This window comes from Bradyrhizobium murdochi (assembly GCF_000472965.1).
Taxonomy (GTDB): Bacteria; Pseudomonadota; Alphaproteobacteria; order Rhizobiales; family Xanthobacteraceae; genus Bradyrhizobium; species Bradyrhizobium murdochi.
Genome location: NZ_AXAU01000001.1, coordinates 1,422,263 through 1,441,486 on the forward strand (window position 1 = coordinate 1,422,263; position 19,224 = coordinate 1,441,486).

The 19,224-nt window shown below is 61.0% G+C and carries 20 protein-coding genes; 10 read left to right on the forward strand and 10 right to left on the reverse strand.

Annotated elements, in window-relative coordinates; all coding sequences use genetic code 11:
• Nucleotides 1-70: 70 nt before the first annotated feature.
• The gene (locus YUO_RS0107395; RefSeq protein WP_028346692.1) at nt 71-1,348 is read left to right on the forward strand and encodes a beta-ketoacyl-ACP synthase; all 1,278 of its coding nucleotides are present in this window, start codon (nt 71-73) and stop codon (nt 1,346-1,348) included.
• A 19-nt stretch (nt 1,349-1,367) separates the two neighbouring features.
• A complete protein-coding gene (locus YUO_RS0107400; protein ID WP_028346693.1) occupies nt 1,368-2,303 on the forward strand; it encodes a lipid A biosynthesis lauroyl acyltransferase in 936 nt (311 codons plus the stop codon).
• A gap of 484 nt (nt 2,304-2,787) precedes the next feature.
• Here the strand turns inward: YUO_RS0107400 and YUO_RS0107410 are convergent, their stop codons facing one another.
• The 6 genes from YUO_RS0107410 to YUO_RS0107435 all read right to left on the reverse strand — a co-directional run bounded on the left by YUO_RS0107410 (nt 2,788) and on the right by YUO_RS0107435 (nt 7,578).
• Entirely contained in the window at nt 2,788-3,894 is a 1,107-nt protein-coding gene (locus YUO_RS0107410; protein ID WP_035725972.1) for a polyamine ABC transporter substrate-binding protein, read from the reverse strand.
• Nucleotides 3,895-3,897: 3 nt separating this feature from the next.
• Nucleotides 3,898-5,070, reverse strand: a complete 1,173-nt coding sequence (locus YUO_RS0107415) for an aminotransferase (RefSeq protein WP_028346695.1) — start codon at nt 5,068-5,070, stop codon at nt 3,898-3,900.
• Nucleotides 5,071-5,077: 7 nt separating this feature from the next.
• On the reverse strand, nt 5,078-5,356 hold the full coding sequence (locus YUO_RS0107420) for a rhodanese-like domain-containing protein (protein ID WP_051379298.1): 279 nt from the start codon (nt 5,354-5,356) through the stop codon (nt 5,078-5,080).
• A 213-nt stretch (nt 5,357-5,569) separates the two neighbouring features.
• Entirely contained in the window at nt 5,570-6,019 is a 450-nt protein-coding gene (locus tag YUO_RS43650; protein ID WP_051379266.1) for a GNAT family N-acetyltransferase, read from the reverse strand.
• A gap of 232 nt (nt 6,020-6,251) precedes the next feature.
• A complete protein-coding gene (locus YUO_RS0107430; RefSeq protein WP_028346697.1) occupies nt 6,252-7,298 on the reverse strand; it encodes a cyclase family protein in 1,047 nt (348 codons plus the stop codon).
• A gap of 28 nt (nt 7,299-7,326) precedes the next feature.
• Entirely contained in the window at nt 7,327-7,578 is a 252-nt protein-coding gene (locus YUO_RS0107435) for a hypothetical protein (protein WP_028346698.1), read from the reverse strand.
• A gap of 590 nt (nt 7,579-8,168) precedes the next feature.
• On the opposite strand from YUO_RS0107435, the gene YUO_RS0107445 reads away from it, so the two are divergent.
• On the forward strand, nt 8,169-8,459 hold the full coding sequence (locus YUO_RS0107445; protein ID WP_156908506.1) for a hypothetical protein: 291 nt from the start codon (nt 8,169-8,171) through the stop codon (nt 8,457-8,459).
• Between the two features lie 183 nt (nt 8,460-8,642).
• On the forward strand, nt 8,643-8,822 hold the full coding sequence (locus tag YUO_RS0107450; protein WP_028346701.1) for a hypothetical protein: 180 nt from the start codon (nt 8,643-8,645) through the stop codon (nt 8,820-8,822).
• 128 nt (nt 8,823-8,950) lie between these two features.
• On the opposite strand, the gene YUO_RS0107455 is transcribed toward YUO_RS0107450, so the two are convergent.
• Nucleotides 8,951-9,685 carry an SGNH/GDSL hydrolase family protein gene (locus YUO_RS0107455; RefSeq protein ID WP_028346702.1) on the reverse strand — a complete coding sequence of 245 codons (735 nt, stop codon included), beginning with the start codon at nt 9,683-9,685 and terminating at the stop codon, nt 8,951-8,953.
• 281 nt (nt 9,686-9,966) lie between these two features.
• Here YUO_RS0107455 and YUO_RS40050 point away from each other — a divergent pair, with 281 nt between their 5' ends.
• From YUO_RS40050 to YUO_RS0107470, 3 genes are all read left to right on the forward strand, one after another.
• The gene (locus YUO_RS40050; protein WP_156908507.1) at nt 9,967-11,142 is read left to right on the forward strand and encodes a vanadium-dependent haloperoxidase; all 1,176 of its coding nucleotides are present in this window, start codon (nt 9,967-9,969) and stop codon (nt 11,140-11,142) included.
• 693 nt (nt 11,143-11,835) lie between these two features.
• A complete protein-coding gene (locus YUO_RS0107465; RefSeq protein ID WP_028346703.1) occupies nt 11,836-13,056 on the forward strand; it encodes a vanadium-dependent haloperoxidase in 1,221 nt (406 codons plus the stop codon).
• A 323-nt stretch (nt 13,057-13,379) separates the two neighbouring features.
• Nucleotides 13,380-13,997 (forward strand): L,D-transpeptidase, encoded by a 618-nt coding sequence (locus tag YUO_RS0107470; protein ID WP_028346704.1) that lies wholly within the window; start codon nt 13,380-13,382, stop codon nt 13,995-13,997.
• A 75-nt stretch (nt 13,998-14,072) separates the two neighbouring features.
• Here YUO_RS0107470 and YUO_RS0107475 read toward each other — a convergent pair whose 3' ends face one another.
• The 3 genes from YUO_RS0107475 to YUO_RS0107485 form a co-directional block, all read right to left on the reverse strand.
• Nucleotides 14,073-14,552 carry a Crp/Fnr family transcriptional regulator gene (locus YUO_RS0107475; RefSeq protein WP_028346705.1) on the reverse strand — a complete coding sequence of 160 codons (480 nt, stop codon included), beginning with the start codon at nt 14,550-14,552 and terminating at the stop codon, nt 14,073-14,075.
• Between the two features lie 150 nt (nt 14,553-14,702).
• On the reverse strand, nt 14,703-15,290 hold the full coding sequence (locus tag YUO_RS0107480) for a response regulator transcription factor (RefSeq protein WP_235782638.1): 588 nt from the start codon (nt 15,288-15,290) through the stop codon (nt 14,703-14,705).
• Nucleotides 15,291-15,298: 8 nt separating this feature from the next.
• Entirely contained in the window at nt 15,299-16,942 is a 1,644-nt protein-coding gene (locus YUO_RS0107485) for an ATP-binding protein (protein ID WP_028346707.1), read from the reverse strand.
• A gap of 158 nt (nt 16,943-17,100) precedes the next feature.
• Between YUO_RS0107485 and YUO_RS0107490 the strand changes: the two genes are divergently transcribed.
• The 3 genes from YUO_RS0107490 to YUO_RS47095 all read left to right on the forward strand — a co-directional run bounded on the left by YUO_RS0107490 (nt 17,101) and on the right by YUO_RS47095 (nt 19,207).
• Complete coding sequence (locus tag YUO_RS0107490) at nt 17,101-18,363, forward strand: putative Na+/H+ antiporter (RefSeq protein ID WP_051379268.1); 1,263 nt, start codon at nt 17,101-17,103, stop codon at nt 18,361-18,363.
• 90 nt (nt 18,364-18,453) lie between these two features.
• Entirely contained in the window at nt 18,454-18,906 is a 453-nt protein-coding gene (locus YUO_RS0107495; protein ID WP_028346709.1) for a universal stress protein, read from the forward strand.
• Between the two features lie 133 nt (nt 18,907-19,039).
• Nucleotides 19,040-19,207 (forward strand): hypothetical protein, encoded by a 168-nt coding sequence (locus YUO_RS47095; protein ID WP_198027984.1) that lies wholly within the window; start codon nt 19,040-19,042, stop codon nt 19,205-19,207.
• Nucleotides 19,208-19,224 lie beyond the last annotated feature (17 nt).

Here is a 19,224-nt window from a genome sequence, read left to right on the forward strand (position 1 = left end):
CTTTCGGCACCGCCAGAGCAAGCAATGAGCGCAAGCGCGCTTTCAGTTACGGCGCAACATCGGGGGAACCATGTCAGCACCACGCGATAAACTCGGCAGGCCGATCGTCGTCGTCACCGGCATGGGCATAGTGACGTCGCTCGGCGCCGGCAAGCAGGACAATTGGGCAAAGCTGACCGCAGGTGAATCCGGCATCCGCACCGTGACGCGCTTTCCGATCGACGGCCTGAAAACGACCATGGCCGGCACCGTGGATTTCGTCACCGTCGATCCGTTCTCGTCGACCGGCCTCAGCGAACGTCTCGCCGAGATGGCGACCGGGGAAGCGCTCGAGCAGGCGGCGATCGGCGCCAAGGCCGACTTTCCCGGACCGCTGTTTCTGGCCGTTGCGCCGGTCGAGGTCGAATGGCCGCAGCGGCTCGAGCTCGGACGCGCGGTCGGCAAGACCGAATTCGGCTACGAGGATATGCTGCGCGTCAGCGGCGGCGGCCGGTTCACAGCCTACCATCGCCGCTTCATGTTCGGTTCGATCGCGAGCCACCTGGCCGAAACCTTCGGCACCAAGGGATCGCCGATCTCGCTCTCTACCGCCTGCGCCTCCGGCGCCACCGCGATCCAGCTCGGCGTCGAGGCGATCCGCCGCGGCGAGGCCGATGCGGCGCTGTGCGTCGGCACCGACGGCTCGGTGAACCCGGAAGCGATGGTGCGATTCTCGCTGTTGTCGGCGCTGTCGACGCAGAACGATCCGCCGCAGGCCGCCTCAAGGCCGTTTTCCAAGAACCGCGACGGTTTTGTGATGGCGGAAGGCGCCGGCGCGATGGTGCTGGAGAACTACGAGTCCGCGATCGCACGCGGCGCCAAAATTCTCGGCGTGGTGGCCGGCTGCGGTGAGCTGACCGACTCGTTCCACCGCACCCGCTCCAGCCCGGACGGCAAGCCGATCATCGGCTGCATGCGCAAGACGTTGGCGGACGCCGGCCTCGAGCCCGAGCAGATCGACCACATCAACGCGCACGGCACCGCGACGCCGGAAAACGACAAGATGGAGTACAACACGACCGCGGTCGTGTTCGGCGATCATCTGCCGAAGATTCCGGTGTCCTCGAACAAGTCGATGGTCGGGCATACGATTTCCGCGGCCGGCGCGGTGGAAGCCGTATTCTCGCTGCTGACGCTGGAGCATCAGCGGATTCCGCCGACCATCAACTACGAGATTCCGGATCCGGCCATCCTGTTCGACGTGGTCGGCAACAAGGCGCGCGACGCCAAGGTCACCGCCGTGATGTCGAACTCGTTCGGTTTCGGCGGGCAGAACGCCTCGCTGATCCTGACGCGCGAACCGGTGTAGCGAGCTGGCTATTTCTTAAATGAAACGCCTGCTCCTACGCACCAAGGCGCGCTTGCGCGACGCCGCCAAGCCCGTGGCGGAAGCCACCGTCGGCGCGCTGACGATCGCGCTGTTGCGGACCACGCGCTATTTCGATCCGGACAAGACCGCCGATTTCTTCGGCCGCGTCACCCGCTTCATCGGCCGCAGGCTGCGCGAGGACCGCATAGGCCGCGAAAATCTCAAGGCCGCCTTCCCGGAGAAATCGGCCGAAGAGATCGAAACCATTTTGGCCGGCGTCTGGGACAATCTCGGTCGCATCGGCGCCGAGTTCGCCCATCTCGATCACATCTGGGATTACGACCTCGATCATCCGGAGAAGCCGAGCCGCATCGAGTTTCCCCCGCGGACCAAGGAAATCTTCGATTCGTTGCGCGACGACGGGAGGCCTGCGATCATCTTCGCGAGCCATCTCGGCAATTGGGAAATCCCGGCGCTCGGCGCCGTCGCGCACGGGCTCGACTGCGCGATCCTGTTCCGCCGGCCGAACATCGAGGCCGCCGACCGCGCCATCCAAAAAATCCGCGCCGTCAAGATGGGCACGCTGGTGCCGGCCGGCCGCGAGGCGCCGCTCAAGCTGGCGGAGGCCCTGCAGCGGGGCCAGCACGTCGCGATGCTGGTCGATCAGTACATGGGCAACGGCGTCGAGGTGACGTTCTTCGGCCGCAAGACCAAGGCCAATCCGACGCTGGCGCGGCTGTTGCGGCAGGTCGAATGCCCTGTGCACGGCGTGCGCATCATCCGCCTGCCCAACCACCGCTTCCGCGCCGAACTATCCGAAGAGGTCAAGCCGGTGCGCGACGCCTCCGGGCAAATCGACATCCAGGGCACGATGCAGGCGGTGACATCCGTGGTCGAAGGCTGGGTGCGGGAATATCCGGACCAGTGGCTGTGGCTGCACAGGCGGTGGCGGTAGGTCCGCAACCGTCTCTCCCCGTCATTGCGAGCCACCCGGTCGGCGCGAAGCGCCGCAGGATGACAGGCTCCGCGAAGCAATCCATCGCTCGACTCGCTGAGGCATGGATTGCTTCATCGCTTCGCGCCTCGCAATGACGGGAGCAACGCTCCCTCACCTCCCGGTTGGGGCCTATCCGCCGAACAGGCCGAGGCTCCACGCCTTCATCGCAACGGTCGATGCCAGGACGACAATGATCTGCAGCAGTGTGCGTGTTGAAAAGAAGGTGAGGATGTTGGTCATGTGATGCTCCCGGAGGGGAGCTATAGAGTTTCCTTCGCGTTCCGGCAATGGAGGTTTGTTGGCCGGATGAGGTATTGTGCGCGGGAGACCTCTCCACGTCATTGCGAACGAAGCGAAGCAATCCATCTTCCCGCTTGCTGATGCATGGATTGCTTCGTCGCGTTGCTCCTCGCAATGACGGATGGGGCACCGGAGTGCCGTATCACCTCCCCGTCTTCACCCGCGTCCACAGCCGGTTGATGATCCGCTGCGTCGCAGGCTCGCGGGCCCGGATGACGAACAGCTTTTTCTGCGTCGCCTCGTCCGGATAGATGTTGCGGTCATTCAAAATCTTCGGATCGATCAGCTTCTGGCTCGCGAGATTGCCGTTGGCGTAAGACAAAAAGTCGGAATTCTTCGCCGCGACCTCGGGGCGGTAGAGATAGTTGATCAGCTCGTAGGCTTCCGCGACGTTCTTGGCATCCGCAGGGATCGCGAGATTATCGAAGAACATCTGCGCGCCCTCTTTCGGGATGGTGTAGCCGATCTCGACGCCGTTCTTCGCTTCCGCCGCGCGGCTGCGCGCCTGCATGATGTCGCCCGACCAGCCCACCACGAAGCAGATCTCGCCCGACGCCAGCGCACCCAGATATTCGGAAGAGTGAAACTTGCGGACGTTGGGCCTGATCTTGCTGACGAGATCGGCGGCCTTTTCCAGATCGGCCTGCTTGGTGGAGTTCGGATCGATGCCAAGATAACTCAGCGCCGCCGGCAGAATGTCGTCGGCGGAATCAAGCATATGGATACCGCAGTCTTTGAATTTTGCGAGGTTCTCCGGCTTGAAGACGATATCCCAACTGTCGATCTTGGCATCGGGCCCGAGAATCCTCGCGGCCGTCTTGACGTTGTAGCCGATGCCCGTGGTGCCCCACATGTAGTTGGCGGCGTAGTTGTTGCCGGGATCGTAGGTCGCAAGCTGGCTGGTCACCACCGGCCAAGCATTGGCGAGATTGGGCAGCTTCGACTTGTCGAGCTTGAGGAAGACTTTTGCGGTGATCTGGCGCTGCAGGAAATAGCCGGTCGGCACCACGACATCGTAGCCCGACTTTCCGGCCAAGAGGCGCGTCTCCAGCGTCTCGTTGGCGTCGAACGTGTCGTAGACCACCTTGATGCCGGTTTGCTTGGTGAAATCCTCCAGCACCCCCGGCGCCATGTAGTTCGACCAATTGTAGAAGTTCACGGTGCGCTCCTGCGCCCACGCGGGCGAGAGCGACAGCGCCAGAGCAATTGCGCCGATCAGGCGAAGCGGGCTTCGGATTGGAGCGCGCATCCTCTACCTCTTGCGACGGCCGTGCACCGCGTCCGACAGGCGTTCCAGCGCGGTATCCAGCGTTTCGTCCTTCTTGGAAAAACAGAACCGCACCACCGACGTCACAGCATCCTGTTCATAGAAAGCCGACACCGGGATCGCGGCGACCTTGTAGTCGCTCACAATGCGCCTGCAGAACTCGACGTCGGTCTCATTCAGCCCAAGCGGCGAGAGGTCGACGGTGAGAAAATACGTGCCCTGCGACTTCAGCACGGGAAAGCCGATGCTCTCCAGTCCCTTCGTCAACCGGTCCCTGCTCCGCGCCAGTTCCTTGCGCATGTCGTAAAAATATTCGTCCGGCTTGCCGAGGCCATAGGCCACCGCCGCCTGCAGGTTCGGCGCGGTGGTGAAGGTCAGGAACTGGTGCACTTTGGCCGCCACCCTGAGCAGCGGCGGCGCGGCGCAGACGAAGCCGACCTTCCATCCCGTCAGCGAAAAAATCTTGCCGGCGCTGCCGACCTTGATGGTGCGGTCGCGCATGCCCGGGATCGTGATCAGCGGTATATGCTCGCGGCCGTCGAAGATCACGTGCTCCCAGACCTCGTCGCAAATCGCAATGGTGTCGAACTTCTGGCAGAAGCGCGCCAGCAGTTCGAGGTCTTCGCGGGGGTAGACGACGGCCGCCGGATTGAGCGGGTTGTTGAACAGCACCGCCTTGGTCTTGGGATTGAAGACGCTGGCCAGCATCTCTTCCGTCAGCCGCCAGCCCGGCGGCTCGAGCCGCAACAGGCGCGGAATGCCGCCGGCCTGGCGGATGATCGGCAAATAGCTGTCATAGACCGGCTGGAACACGACGACCTCATCGCCGGGTTCGACCACGGCGAGAATGGACGCGGTCAGCGCCTCGGTGCCGCCCGAGGTCACCATCACTTCCGTCACCGGATCAAGCGAGAGCTTGTGCCAGCGGCCGTAATGAGCGGCGATCGCCTGCCGGAGTTCCGGAATTCCCATCATCGACGGGTACTGGTTGTAGCCGTTCACGGTCGCATCGGCCGCGGCGCGGCGGATGTCTTCCGGCCCGGGATCGTCGGGAAAGCCCTGGCCGAGATTGATGGCGTTGTTGTCGCGCGCGGCCTGCGACATCGCCTCGAACACGGTGACGGGAAGGTCGGCAAAGACCTTGTTCATGGAGGTCATTGGCAGATCAGCCGCCGGTTTTGGTCGGCAATCCCGCGGCCTTCCAGCCGATGATGCCCCCTGCCAGATGCTTGTCGTAAGGCAGCCCTGCTGCCTGCGCCGCGAGCGAAGCCGTCACCGAGCGCTTGCCCGAGCGGCAGGCGAAAACCACCTGCTTTCCTTGCGGTTCCGGAATGGCCGCCGGATCGAAGCTCTGGAGCGGAACGACCACTCCATCCGGATAGGCCTCCACCGCCACCTCGTTGGGCTCGCGGACATCGACCAGAAGATAGCGTCCCTCCGCCATCCCCTTGGAAACGTCTTCCGGCGTCAAATCGTGCACCTGATGGTCCGCCACGCAATATCCTCCTGACAACCCGCCGCGCGGGCTCCGACAGGCCCGGCCAAGCGGGCGCCAAAGTCGCCCCTCGCGCGGTGAAAATCAAGCGCCGCGAACGGCTTAATCGGCCACCCAATCCGCGCCGCCGTCCGACGCATCTATACTCCGCCCGCCCCTGTTTCAGGTCAGAAGTTCTTTCTCGATGGGCCAAGCACCTTCCGGCGTTTGCGGACCGGTCGCCCGGTAGCCGCGCCGAAGATAGAAACCGCGGGCATTCGAACTTGCCTCAGCGCGCACCAAAGGGAACTGCCGGTCGCGCATCAGCCCTTCGAGCCGATCGAGCAATCCGGCACCCACCCCCTGCCCGGCAAATTCGGGCGCCGTATACAGGCCCTCCAGGCGATCCTCGCGAATGGCCGCCCACCCCGCGACGATGCCGCCCAGCTCGGCAAGCCATACTTCCAGCTCACGCAGCTTCCGCTCCATGCCGGAGGGCGTGAGCTTCGCCGCCCACGCCTGCGCCTCGGCGGCCGTCATCGTTGGATGCGCGAGTTCAAGGATTGATCGCCGCCGAATGTCGTACAGACGGTTCGCGTCCTTGCGCGTCGCTCGACGGTAAACGGCACCCATGTCATCTGCCTCAAGTCAAACCGACCTGCCGAACCAACAGGGCAACGGCCGCTATTGAGAGAGTTCAAGATCTGACAGATCGCCGGTTTTCTTTTGTCGGTTCGTTGCGCGATCCGTCGTGTACCCGGCGGCAGCGACATCCTCGACCCAGAGAGCGACGACATCGCAGCCGCGAAGTTTTGCAGAGTGGGTACCGTAACCGTTCTCGGTCGCCAATCAGCGCTACGTTCGATTACCGGAGGGCCAGCGGCCGCAGCGTCGTGCCGGCCACGGTGCCGCGGATGGCGTTTGTGGTCAGGATATAGGCGAACTCGTAGACACGATCGGCGGCGAGCTGCTCGAGGTTATTGAACTCCAGGATGTGGACGCCCTGCTGGACCAGCAGATAGACGTGGACCGGGATGAAGCTGCCGCCAACGGCCTGAGAGTCGGCCGGCTTTGGCGGCCCATATTCGAGCCCGGACGTATCGGAGCCGAGCACAAGCGCGCCCTTCTCCTCGACGAGCCACTTCGCGGCTGTCAGGCCGATGCCCGCCGAGTCGTGCTGGCCGATTTTGGCATGGTCGCGGCCGTTCTCGCCCCAGTAGCGCGCAGTTCCCGTGCGCAGCAGAACGACCGTGCCCGGGGTGACGTCGACGTTCTGCGCCTTCAACGCGCCCTCGATATCAGCGACAGTGATCTCATAGGAAGACGGAAGGGCCTCCACGTTCTTGAAGCCCGCAACGTCGACCAGGACGCCCCGCGCAACGATCGGCGGGATCGTGGTCACGTCAGCCTTGCGAACGCCGAAGTCGCCGCCCCACTCGTCGGACGTGAAGCCGTTGTAAAACTCGTTCTTCGGTCCGTGCGTGATGTGGCCGAGCCCATCAATCTGGGTCGCCACGTTGTCGTTCATGAAGATCGCGTTGCTATGCCAGGCGGTGATGCCCGTATTGCCGCCCTCCGGCGTGGTGAACGGCAGGTCCTTCTGGCTCCTCACGCCCGCAGGCGACCGGAAACTCATGATTTCGCCCGGGCTGTGGCCGGGCCATTTGTATGAATAGCGGTCGTACGGAAGGCCGAGATCGTAGACCTTACCCTGTGTCACGAGCTTCAAGGCGGCCAAACGAGATGCATCGGTCATCTCGTTGAGGTTTCCGACCTCGTCCTGAGGCCCCCAAACCCAGCCCCACCCTTTTCCTTTTGACCACTTCTTCATGCCACCGTCCTGCGCATAGCCGCCGCCGGCGGCGAATGCGAGAACGGTCACGGCGAGCAGGAATCGCGAAACTACCTTCATGGAATCCTCCTGGAACGACATGGATAGCTCAGCTTGGCCAGTCTAGGCCTGAGCTGACCGTGGGATCAACGAGATTGTCGGCCGGCGCCGCCCGCTCGGCCACCCACACTTCCAGCTCCCGCAGCTTTTGCTCCATTCCGGCGCGCGTGAGCTTCGCAGCCCACGCCTGCGCGTCGGCGGCCGTCATCGTTGGAGGCACAAGTTCAATGATCGATCGCCGCCGAATGTCGCACAGGCGGCTCGCGTCATTGAACATCGCCCGACGGTAAACGGCACCCATGTCATCTGCCTCGAGTCAATCCGACCTGCCCCTGGCAATGTCCGCTATTCAGAGATGCGGAATCGATAACCGCGCAGGCCGATGTCTAAGGATGACCCCACGGCGGACATTGGCCTGCAGCGAGTCACGTGAAAGCGCTTCTGATACAGGGTACCGCCATTTCAGTACGCGCCGCAGCGTCCCCTAAAGAAATCGGCTATTGGACCAGGCGCGACATTTGCTTAAAAGTCTAACGGCTCGAATTTCCGAAGAGCTACTTAGACCGTGATAATCTGCCGACACGCAACGTCTCGGCAGCATGCTCATTTCACATACCCTGCCCATTGGCCTTTCGTTGTGGGGGCAACTCTGACGCCATTATGCTCGCTTTTCATTTTTGGAAGGCCGGGAATGGGATCCGGCGATGCATTTCTCACTGCGCTGACGTCGGCGACCATGGCCGCAGCAGTGTTTTACTGCGCTGGCTTTCAACTCCTTCAAGGTTTTGCGTTGCCTTCTGACACGACGATGCTCGAGTTTCACAGATTCATGACGGGCCGCTGGGCTCTGAGGCGTAAGTGCGGTTCTGATGTCACCACCAAGGATCAAGTATGACGTATACTGATACTGCCTGGTTGGGCTGTTTTGCGATGCTGGGCGCGTCCGCATTCATGGTGTTGCGCCCGAAATGGTTCTTCGGTCGAAAACTGTCGCTGGAGGAGGCGCTCTCGTTCTGCTGGGTGGCATGGTCGATCTATATGGGGGCGTTCGTGATCTACATCGGGCTTAAGCTGCCGCTCAGTCTTTCGCGCATGGTCCGGCGGTCGGCGTTGCCGTTTGCTCATCCATTGTTGCCGTTCTGTGGTTGGCGCGGGTCACTACCGACTGGAAGAGCGCGGTGACCAAATCACTTTTTGGTCTGTTTACTCTCACTCTTGTCGTGGTTTCCTCTCACGGTTGCCTTGGCGCTGTCTCGAAATTGAGAACTCGTTAAGCCCACCAAATCGTGCTGGGCGCGGCTTAATGACGCCTTAGCTTGGGTCTTCGACAATGAGCCATGCCCCGATTTCGGAATTGCACAACCGATGGCCGATCTAATCGTTGGTTTAGTCAGCGCGGTTTTTGAGGCGTTCTTCGAGGGGACAGGTCGATGCCTGCTGAGCTTATTCGGTTTGCGCCATCCGCACCACCTCACGTCGTTCTTCACTGGCATGACATTCTGGATTTTTGTCGGCCTGCTCGCCTATACCGCCTTCCATCGGTGAGCAAATTATATCGCGACCGAAGGCGAAGCGTCCGCTGTTGACCCGTAGCGGCAGTCGAGGGACACATCCTATTCCGCCGCTGTTCAGGCACAAGCAGACGGCGGCGAGCGTAAATGACCCAACACGCCCTAACTGTTGCTCGCGGCTGCCGCTGACCATACCTTGTCGACGCCGCCGACGATCGCGAGCTTCACCGCCCACGCCACACGTTGCGTGGCCCAATCGCTGTCGTGCAGCCTGTGTTCATCGTTCGGGTCGATCATCCGGTCGAACGAGACCTGCTCGACGTGATGCAAGCCCTTCATGAATGCGAAGCGGCGAAATACATTGACGCCCGCGTCCTCCGCCAGTTCGCTGATCGCCCTGACCATCGCCATCGCCTTGTCCTTCTTGGCCGGCGTCAGCACGGCCGGCACATATTGGAGGTCCATCAGGATGACGTCGGCCTGCGTTTCGTCACGCAGCTTGACGAGTCCATGGCGGATGGCCCGGCATGTTTCGTCAAAAGAGGGAGGCGGAGGAATGTTGTCCGGTCTTTGCCAAACTGCATTCGTCCCGACCTGCCAGATCACCAGATCGGGTTTTTCGGCGATGACGTCGGTATCGAACCGCTCGAGCTCGATCGGCGCTTCCTGGCCGCCGACTCCCTGGTTGACCATGCTGATCCTGCCTTTCGGATATTTGGCCTGAAGAAGCGACAGCAACCGTTCCGGATAGGGTTTGATCTTGCCGTCGCCCGCCGTCGTCGACGAGCCGATCGCGACGATCTTGGCCCGCCCTCTGGCGAGGCTCTGCGCAAAACGGGCCAGGCCGTACTCGAAGGGAATCGGCTCAACCGGGATCTGTGAGGGGTCGCTGTCCATGGGTCACCAGTCTGCTGCAGCCGTGACAACGTGAGGTGGAAGAAGAATAGCGCGCCTCTGCGCGATCGCCTAGCTTTGCGGGCGCAGAGGCCGCTCGGATGTCTCGCGCCACAGGTGAAGTGGTTCACACCAAGATGAAATGCGGAGGACTAAGGTGCCCATGCCCACCTGGCGTGAACCAACGCTCCATCGCGTGGGCGGCAAAAAGGAGTCTTCCGATGAAATCCGTTTTAGGAATGTCGGCAGCTACTCTGCTGCCGGGCATCATCGCTGCCGCGCTGTTGGGCGCGCCGGCGCGCGCCGATGTCGTTACTGACTGGAACGCGACCACCGGTACCCTGGTGGCCAATGACCTCGGCAACAATCCCAAACTGCGCACCTTGGCCATGGTGCATGTTGCGATGTCGGATGCGATCAATACCGTGCATAACCGCTACACCCGCGTGGTCGCGACCGTTCCGGCTGCTCCGGACGCGTCGGCAGAAGCCGCGGCCGCGGCGGCCGCGCGGCAGATCCTTGTTCAGATCTACCCAACCAAGAAAGACAAGATCGAAGAGGCCTACGCGGCATCGCTCCAGGCGATCCCGGACGGGTCGGCCAAGACCGAAGGCATCAAGCTGGGTATGGCGGTCGCCGACGCAGTACAGGCCGACCGCGCAAACGACGGCACCGACGCTGCGGACACTTACCGGCCGCACACTGCCCCAGGGGTATGGGTGCCGACCACACCGCCGATCCGGGAGCAATACACGCGCGCAAAGCCATGGGTGTTTGGGAGTGCCCAGCAGTTCCGGCCCGGCCCGCCGCCAGCACTGTCGAGCGCCGAGTGGGCGCGAGACTACAACGAAGTCAAGAGCCTCGGCGGCACCAAAAGCACGGCGCGTACCGCTGAGCAGACCGAGGCGGTAAAATTTTGGGAAAACATTAATTTCGGCCCGGCATGGCAGGCGGCGGCGCGCGAGCTCACCATGAAGCAGGAGATGCCGCTTGCCGAATGTGCCCGCCTGTTCGCGCTGCTCAACATGAGTCTGGCGAACGCCTACATCGTCAATTGGGAAGCGAAGTACACCTATAATTTGTGGCGCCCGGTCACCGCGATCCGTAATGGCGACCAGGACGGCAATGATGCCACTGAGCGAGATGCCGGCTGGACCTCCTTCAATCCCACGCCGATGCATCCGGAATACCCCTCGCAGGCGACGATCAACGCAACGATCGCGTCGGCAATTTTGGAGTCGGTGTTCGGCCCCGTGAAGGCCATTCCTTTCACGGCAACCGATGTGCGAGATGCGAAGCGAACGCGGCAATTCGCCAGCCTGGCCGATATGGCCGAGGAGCAGAAGAATGTCCGCGTGTGGGGCGGTGTGCACTATCGATTCGCGATCCGCACCAGCGAGGACGTGGGCCGAAAGGTCGCGGCCTACATGATCGAGAACACGCTCAAGCGGGCGCGTTGAGCGCTTGAGCCCGCAGCGCGAAGCCCCGGATGAGAATCCGGGGCTTGGTCGCGAGCATCGAGTCCGCAAATCACCGTAGCCGAAAGAAACTGTGCTCACATTTGCGAAACACAGCCGCGGCCAAGAATGTCGCTACTCCGAAAAAGAGCTGAACATTTGAATCTGGGACAACTTCGTTGTCCGATCTTTGGCTTCGCACAATCCATATTGTCTCCACTGCTGTTGAACCTTTGCGAAGCTCCCGTGACCCACGCCAAGGGGCGTTAAGAACCGCAGGAGGTTCTGATGACAAGGCACCGAACGATTACCGGATTCGTGGCTGTCGCTCTGCTCGCTGTTGCCGCAACTGCGGCCACCATGAGGTCGCATTCGCCTTTGACCGAGGGCACTGTCGTCTCCGGCGGCACGACGATGTCGAAAGACCTCGCAGTTGACGCGAACGAGCTCCCGACTGCCAGTTTTGACGAGCGCTGGTCTGCGATATCAGCTTCGAAAACGGACACGTCTCAGCGATAGGCGCGACTTCGCTAAGCGCCGCTGCAATCGGCCTCCTTAGCGAAAAGCATACTTAGACCCTTGGCAGTTGGGCGACGCTTTCGCGAGACGGGCGCGGATGCGCGCATGAAGTCATTTCGGAGGTACATGCACACCACATTGGCATTTCGAAAACCTAACTTTTCGAAGGAGGCAGCGATGAACGTACTGAAATCTGTAATCGTCGGCCTGGCCCTTATCTCAGCCGATACACCAGTCCGCGCGGACGTCATCAGCGACTGGAACAACACCGCAATGGGCGTGATGAAGGCGGCCAACGTGAGCGGCAATCCGTGGACGCGCAGCATGGCCCTGGTGAACGTGTCCATGTCTGACGCGGTCAACTCGGTGCAGAACCGATATTCGCGTTACATACCAGAGCTTCCGATTGACCCGAACGCCTCGGCCGAGGCCGCGGCAGCGGCGGCTGCCCGCGAAATTCTGATGCGCCAGTATCCCGGCCAGAAGGAGCTGATCGATGCGGCCTTCGCCGAGACGATGAAAACCATTCCGGACAACTCCGCACGGGTTGCAGGCATTGATTTAGGTGAAAAAGTTGCGGGCGCCATTTTCGCGGAACGTCAGAGCGACGCGACAAACACGGCCGACACGTATCGCCCGCTCACCACGCCCGGCGTCTGGGTGCCGACCACCCTGCCGCTGTTTCCTCAATATGCGACGGCCATGCCGTGGGGCATGGAGAGCGCGAGTCAGTTTCGCCCGGCTCCGCCCCCGCTCCTCAACAGTGCTCTTTACGCGCGCGATTACAACGAAACCAAGGAAATGGGTGGCGCGAAAAGCACCAAGCGGACCGACGCGCAGTCCAACGCTGTTCGCTTCTGGACACAGGCCAACCTTGGGTCCGCATGGTTCCAGGCCACCAGGCAGGCTTCCGCCCGTCACGATCTCCCTGTGGCAGAAAGCGCGCGAGTGTTCGCACTGATGTCCATGGCTTTCGCCAATTGCTTCATTGTCGATTGGGACGCCAAATTCCAATACAATTTTTGGCGGCCGATCACTGCGATCCGTAACGGCGACCAGGACAGCAACGATGCCACTGAACGCGACGCAGGCTGGCTGCCTCTGAATACCACGCCGATGCATCCGGAGTATCCGTCGCAGGCCGGGATCAACGCGGGTGCGGTGCGAGGCGTTCTTGAAGCTGTTTTTGGCAACGGGACGGAGAACTTCACCGTGACCGATACTTCCGACGCTCGCCTTTCGCGCCAATTTTCCAGCTTTGGGCAGATGGCCCAGGAGCACAAAGAGGTGCGCATCTGGGGCGGCATTCATTTTCGCAATTCGCTGGAAGTCGGAGAAGCGATGGGTCGCAAGATCGCCGACCATCTCGTGGCAAATTACATGAAGCCGGCGCGGTAGCCGCAGACGCGCTTTACCTCTCCCGCTCGCGGGGGAGGCGTAGGCCACCTTCGGTGGCCGTCCTCTGAGACGCCGAGGCAAAGCCTCGGCTATGGCGAAGCTCCGGGTGGGGCTCTCTCCACTCGGGCAGTGTCGCCCCGCAGAGACACCCCCACCCCAACCCTCTCCCGCAAGCGGGAGAGGGAGCGCACCTTCTTCGTGGTCGTAATCAAATCTTATTTCATGCTTTAGGTCGCGATGCCCCAGCTTTCGGCACCTCCGCCTTGATTTCTGCACTTTTTGAGCAAACAAATTGCGTCCATGCGACTTTTGGAGGACACGCGATGATGGGGCGTGGGCTCGCGTTGTTACTGGTGGGGTTACTCGGCGGCTGCATGCAAGCGACGCTTGCGCCGTCATCAAATGCCAGTTTGACCCCAAGGGACCGGCAGTTACTTGGCCACGCGCGTTATGCGCAGGCGAGCATTCCGGAAACTTATCGCCGACATATCGTCGACTATACGCGCAAAGAACAGCCGGGCACGATCCTGGTCGATAGCAACGCGCGTTATCTCTATTACGTGCTGCCGGGAGGCAAGGCGATCCGTTACGGCGTGACGGTGGGAGAGGAAGCGCTGGCCTGGGCCGGCGTCGCCACGGTTGGCCGCATGGCGGAATGGCCGGATTGGATCCCGACGCCAGAGATCCAGGCTCGATTGGGCCCCTACCCGAAGCGCGTTGCCGGAGGTCCGGACAATCCGCTGGGCGCGCGGGCGATCTATCTTTACGAGGGTAACAAGGACACCCTGTACCGCATCCACGGCACCAACCAGCCGGAATATATCGGTCAGGCCATCTCGTCCGGCTGCATCCGCATGACCAACGAAGACATCATCGATCTCGTCAATCGGGTGAAACTCGGCGCGATCGTCGTCGTTCTCCCGCCGGGCCGTAGTGCGTAGCAAGTTGCGCAGTGTGAGGCGCCACTGCGCTGTTCGCAGTTTTTCGTCCCACCCACGCCGCGCGCGAAACCTGCCTCATTGGCTCGCGTGAAGCATCTGCAGCTTGGCAATGCGGTCGTCGGCGCGGCGGAGCCGCCGACAAAGCTCGCGGTTGATATTCTGCATAACCATTACATACGCATGGATGTCGGCTTTGTAGCACATGTAGAGTTTTTGGGCTGTGAGCTCGTACAGGACCGTTGGGCTCTCCGCGACTACGGTGGCTGATCGGTTCTGCATTTCGATAAGCGTCATTTCGCCGAAGAAATCACCGGGCTCGAGACCCGCCATGCGAATGACTGCTCCGGCATCCGCCCGCTTGCTCACCACGAGCTGGCCGGAATGAACAATGAACATGGAGCGCCCCGGCTCTCCTTCCGCTACGACAGTCGCACCGGCGTTGAAGCGGCGCTCGACCAGCATCGAGATCAGGAGATCGAGGCTTGCATCCGAAAGGCCACCGAAGAAAGGTGTGGCGAGCAAGAACGCTTTCAGATCGGGGGAGCTGATAGCCATTGGCAAAATATACTCCCGCTCCTAACGGCGGCAAGTCTGCCAAGCCCGACGGGATGATCTGCGATAAATAATTGCGGGGCTGTCGGGCTGGCGATCGAGCGGGCCGACCGGCCTTCCGGCATCCAAAGCGGCGCGCTTCATCCATCACATTCAGGCCCGGGATGTTAGGGCAATTACCTTTCGAACCAGATCGGCGAGACTGTTGGCGCCCATCCTTTCCATCACCCAGGCACGATAATTCTCTACAGTCCGAGTGCTGATCCCCAGCTTGTGCGCGATCTCCTTGTTTGACAACCCCTCCGCCACGAGTTGCATGACTTCGACCTGGCGCGGCGAAAGCTCGGCCACACGCGCTTGAAGGGCCGCGCGTTCTCTGTGCTCGCTTCTAAGGCGGTTTCCGCTTTCGATCGCCTGCGAGATGCTGTCGACCAGCCGCTCATCGTCCAACGGCTTCTCGATGAAATCGAAAGCGCCTTGCTTGATAGCCTGCACAGCCATCGTAACGTCACCGTGCCCGGTAATGAGAATAAGCGGTATCGTTCCTTCATCCTTCAGCTTCTGTTGCAGCTCGATACCTGACATCCCTGGCATGCGAATGTCCGAAACGACGCATTGGGGCGGTTCGGTGGCCAGCGCGTTTAAAAAGCTCTCTGCTGACGAATACGCTCGCACCGGGATCCCCCGCCCCTCAAGGAGCATGCTCAAAGAGCGCAGAATTGCGTCGTCGTCGTCGATCAAAGCTATAGTCATGCACCCGAACCCGAACTATGCACGGCTGGCAGCGTAAACGATGCTGTAGTGCCGTGCTTTGTGCTTTCAATCCGAAGCTCCCCGCCATGAGCTTCGATGACCGATCGTGAAAGCGAAAGACCTAGTCCCAACCCATCTGGCTTCGTCGTGGCAAATGCAGCGATTGCATCGTCCCCGAGATCGGGATCAATCCCGGGACCATTGTCACTCACGCGGATCGTGACCTTCCCATTCGGTCCTGTCAGACCCTCGATAACGATCTTGCCATCATACCGGCCCGCGCCGGCCAACGCTTCGGCGGCATTGCGGACAAGATTTAGAATGACCTGCTCGATCTGCAGGCCATCCGCGAGCACCGGCGGAACATCCCGTCCAACCGACGTTTGACACCCGATGCCCCGCCGCTCCAGCTCGGGCCCGAACACCGCGACTGCCTCTGCTACGAGCGTTGTGACACTGACGGAGCTCGTCTCGATCCTCCCAAGCCGGATGAAATCGCGCAAGCGATTCACCACGGCTCCCGCTCGATCAACCTGCACGATCGCCTCCGATGATGCTGTTGCGGCGGCTGCAGTATCAGGCGGCGTTTTCTCGACGGCCCGCTTCGCAAGTCGGGCATAGTTGCCGATCGCGGTGAGCGGCTGGTTGATCTCGTGCGCGACTGCGGCAGCAAATTCTCCCATGGTTGCGAGTCGCCATGCTCGATGAAGGGCGTCCTGGTGTATTCGAAGCTGATGTTGTGTGCGCCGCTGCTCCGAAACCAGTACTCCGATGGCAAGGCCGGTCGCCGATAGGACAGTCATCAGCGCCTGATAGGCAACGACATCAGTCGCACTTTCATGTGACAGCTCGATCGCAGCGATCAATCCAATCTGAATGACGGCGAGGCCAAGCGTCACGCCTTCCAGACCGAAACGCACTGCGATCCAGACGACCGGAACGAAAAACACATAGAAAAGCTGGAAGCGGAGCACCTCGGTGACGCCGAATACGCCCCAGAGTCCGACAAGAACCAGGAGAAGAATGGCCGCGGCTTCCCACGAGACCACGGGAAAGCTCCGCCGCGTGAACACGATAAGAGCAAACGGCGTGAAGACGATCACGCCGATCAAGTCGCCGATGAAACCTCGCAGCGATACCTGTGCGAAATCATGTGATGCAATGATCCCATGCAGTACAAGAACAAGCGCGTGTCCAATCGACACGAGCGCAATGCTGGCGACAGCTATCGTTACGAGCCACAACAGGGAGCTGCGGGACGACAATGAACGATCGAAGCCGAAGCGACGGTGCAGCAGCAGAAGCGCAGCCGAACCATATCCGAGCCCGGTAATCGCCACGACAAGCAACTCGACGCCGGGCGGAAGAGGCAGGTCGCGAACAATCAGATCGGCAATCAGCGGCGCCGCAAACAGCCAAGGCATGTACGCGCCGCCGAACAGCAGGATCAATGCGAAGCTGAGGCCGGTTTGCGGATTCCAGGGTGTGATGCCGAACGTGGCGAACGGATGGACGTAGCTGATCCAGTCGAGCAGCACGTAACTGACAAGATAGCCCAAGCCGATCGCAAGATACCAGCGCGACATCCGAAGCACCAGCGGCCTGCCCGAGCCCATGTTTTCGAAACTCGGTTGCCGCATGATCACAATACTCCGGGACGCACGACGTGCGCGATTAGGTAGTTTTACTCTGGGAACGACCACACCGGAAAAGTCCCGACGGTTTCGCACCGAATTGTTCGGAGGCGGCTTGGTCGTCAGTCTAGCCCGATCGGAATGAGCACAAAAGGCGAGACTCGGTGCCGGATGAAACGCCCTTCGACGTAGCGGTGGCGGCGGCAGCAATCTTTGCCATAGCTGTGCTGCACACGTTCTCGACGCGGTCGTTCGAACGCATGGCGCATATTCAACCGCGCCATGCCGGGCTTTGGCATCTGCTCGCAGAAGTCGAGGTAGTATTCGGGTTCTGGGCGGCGGTTCTGATTGCCTTCATGGTGGTGAAGATGGGCAGCACCGGCGCGCTCGCCTATCTCGAAAGCCGCAATTTTACAGAGCCGGCGTTTGTCTTCGTGGTTATGGTCATTGCCGCGAGCCGACCGATCATCCAGATGGCGGCGGCGCTACTTCGCCTCGTCTCGCACCTAATTCCCCTGTCGCAACCCACCGCCTACTACCTCTCGCTGCTCTCGGTAGGTCCATTGCTCGGCTCCTTCATCACGGAACCTGCTGCAATGACGCTGACGGCGCTACTGCTGCGCGACCAGTATTTTGCTGGCGGAGCGCCGAGAAGGTTCATGTACGCCACGATCGGCGTCTTGTTTGTCAATGTGTCCATCGGCGGTACGCTGACGCCCTACGCCGCGCCTCCCGTGCTCATGGTTGCAGAGCAGTGGGGCTTTGACCTTCCGTTCATGTTGCGAACGTTCGGATGGAAGGCGGCACTCGCCGTGGCAGTCAATGCTGCAGGGGTCACATTTCTGTTCCGAGACTATCTGCGGAAGCTCGCAGTGTCGCCGGCAAAGCTGGATGTCCCAGCCTGGAGTTCCGGAGTTCATCTCGGCTTTCTCGGCGCGGTGGTCGCCTTCAATCATCATCCGATCGTGTTTCTCGCGCTCTTCATGTTCTTTCTCGGCTTTGCCGAGGCGTACAAGCGCTATCAGTCGCCGCTCATCCTGCGGGAAGGTCTGCTGGTTGCGTTTTTCCTGGCCGGCTTGGTGGTGATCGGCGGCCAGCAGAAATGGTGGCTGCAACCGCTTCTCAGTGACATGGGGCCCACCATGCTGTTCACCGGCGCCACCCTGTTGACTGCAGTAACTGACAACGCAGCCCTGACATATCTTGGTTCGCTCGTGGACGGCGTTTCCGACGAGTTCAAATACTCCCTGGTCGCGGGAGCGGTGACGGGCGGTGGGCTCACGGTAATTGCAAACGCACCGAATCCGGCGGGATTCGCGATCCTGAAGAACAGCTTCGAAGACGGAACGATCAGCGCAGGCGGCCTTGTCTTGGCTGCGCTCGCTCCAACCCTCGTCGCCGCTGCGGCGTTTCAGTTGCTCCCGTGAATCCAGACGGAGATGTGCATGACAAACCAGGCTACGACAACTGCACCCGGCGGCATCGGGCATGAGGTCGCCAGTTCGGCAACAAGAGGCATGCGCTTTCTCGCCGTCGTCGATGGCAGCGAACGCACCAATCGCATTGTCGATTTCGTGGCCGCCATAGCCGAAGGCAAGGACAATGTTGAGGCCATCATTCTGAACGTGCAGGATCGACATTATGAGGGTCGCCTGCGCGGCTATCAGAGTTTCAAGAAGGAAGAAATCGAGGACCGTCTGATCAACGATGTCGGGCTGCCCATCGTCAATGCTGTGAGCAAACGGTTGGGCAAGGTGGGCGTGGTTTGCCTGTCGAAGGTCAAGATTGGCGATCCGCTGCCGATAATTCTCCGTTGCGCGGCCGAAGACAAATGCGACGTTATCGTCCTGGCGGATCCGCAACCGCAATACGTGCGGCGCTGGTTACGCGCCATAGGCTTGCCGCTTGTATCTTCCCTGATATCGCGCGTCATCACGGCCGCCTTGGTGCCGGTCGTGATTGTGAAATAGAGGTCCACACTTTCCGGGCTAACAGGACTCACCGCGACGTCACCTAGCGGAACTCGATCGGCATCAGGGCCGTGACCCATCGCGCCCTAGGAATTATGGTAGTGTCCTGGCGTGAAATCGCGGAGGAGTTGCCATGAAAGCCTTTGAGGTATTCGCGATCTACGTGACGCCTTTCGTCATCATTGCGGTGGCAATCAAGCTTTTGATGAAACGTTATGCCGTCGATCTGTCCGACGTCCAAAAGCAGGGCTCCAAGCCGAGGCGCAGATTTCTGCTCGGAGCTTGGTATCCAGACGAATAAGTACCCCTTAGCCGGTG

Excerpts from the sequence above, each read along its gene's own strand:
- YUO_RS0107395 (WP_028346692.1), top strand. The coding sequence starts at position 71 with ATGTCAGCACCACGCGATAAACTCGGCAGGCCGATCGTCGTCGTCACC.
- YUO_RS0107400 (WP_028346693.1), top strand. The coding sequence starts at position 1,368 with ATGAAACGCCTGCTCCTACGCACCAAGGCGCGCTTGCGCGACGCCGCC.
- YUO_RS0107410 (WP_035725972.1), bottom strand. The coding sequence starts at position 3,894 with ATGCGCGCTCCAATCCGAAGCCCGCTTCGCCTGATCGGCGCAATTGCT.
- YUO_RS0107415 (WP_028346695.1), bottom strand. The coding sequence starts at position 5,070 with ATGACCTCCATGAACAAGGTCTTTGCCGACCTTCCCGTCACCGTGTTC.
- YUO_RS0107420 (WP_051379298.1), bottom strand. The coding sequence starts at position 5,356 with ATGGCGGAGGGACGCTATCTTCTGGTCGATGTCCGCGAGCCCAACGAG.
- YUO_RS43650 (WP_051379266.1), bottom strand. The coding sequence starts at position 6,019 with ATGGGTGCCGTTTACCGTCGAGCGACGCGCAAGGACGCGAACCGTCTG.
- YUO_RS0107430 (WP_028346697.1), bottom strand. The coding sequence starts at position 7,298 with ATGAAGGTAGTTTCGCGATTCCTGCTCGCCGTGACCGTTCTCGCATTC.
- YUO_RS0107435 (WP_028346698.1), bottom strand. The coding sequence starts at position 7,578 with ATGGGTGCCGTTTACCGTCGGGCGATGTTCAATGACGCGAGCCGCCTG.
- YUO_RS0107445 (WP_156908506.1), top strand. The coding sequence starts at position 8,169 with ATGACGTATACTGATACTGCCTGGTTGGGCTGTTTTGCGATGCTGGGC.
- YUO_RS0107450 (WP_028346701.1), top strand. The coding sequence starts at position 8,643 with ATGGCCGATCTAATCGTTGGTTTAGTCAGCGCGGTTTTTGAGGCGTTC.
- YUO_RS0107455 (WP_028346702.1), bottom strand. The coding sequence starts at position 9,685 with ATGGACAGCGACCCCTCACAGATCCCGGTTGAGCCGATTCCCTTCGAG.
- YUO_RS0107465 (WP_028346703.1), top strand. The coding sequence starts at position 11,836 with ATGAACGTACTGAAATCTGTAATCGTCGGCCTGGCCCTTATCTCAGCC.
- YUO_RS0107470 (WP_028346704.1), top strand. The coding sequence starts at position 13,380 with ATGATGGGGCGTGGGCTCGCGTTGTTACTGGTGGGGTTACTCGGCGGC.
- YUO_RS0107475 (WP_028346705.1), bottom strand. The coding sequence starts at position 14,552 with ATGGCTATCAGCTCCCCCGATCTGAAAGCGTTCTTGCTCGCCACACCT.
- YUO_RS0107485 (WP_028346707.1), bottom strand. The coding sequence starts at position 16,942 with ATGCGGCAACCGAGTTTCGAAAACATGGGCTCGGGCAGGCCGCTGGTG.
- YUO_RS0107495 (WP_028346709.1), top strand. The coding sequence starts at position 18,454 with ATGCGCTTTCTCGCCGTCGTCGATGGCAGCGAACGCACCAATCGCATT.
- YUO_RS47095 (WP_198027984.1), top strand. The coding sequence starts at position 19,040 with ATGAAAGCCTTTGAGGTATTCGCGATCTACGTGACGCCTTTCGTCATC.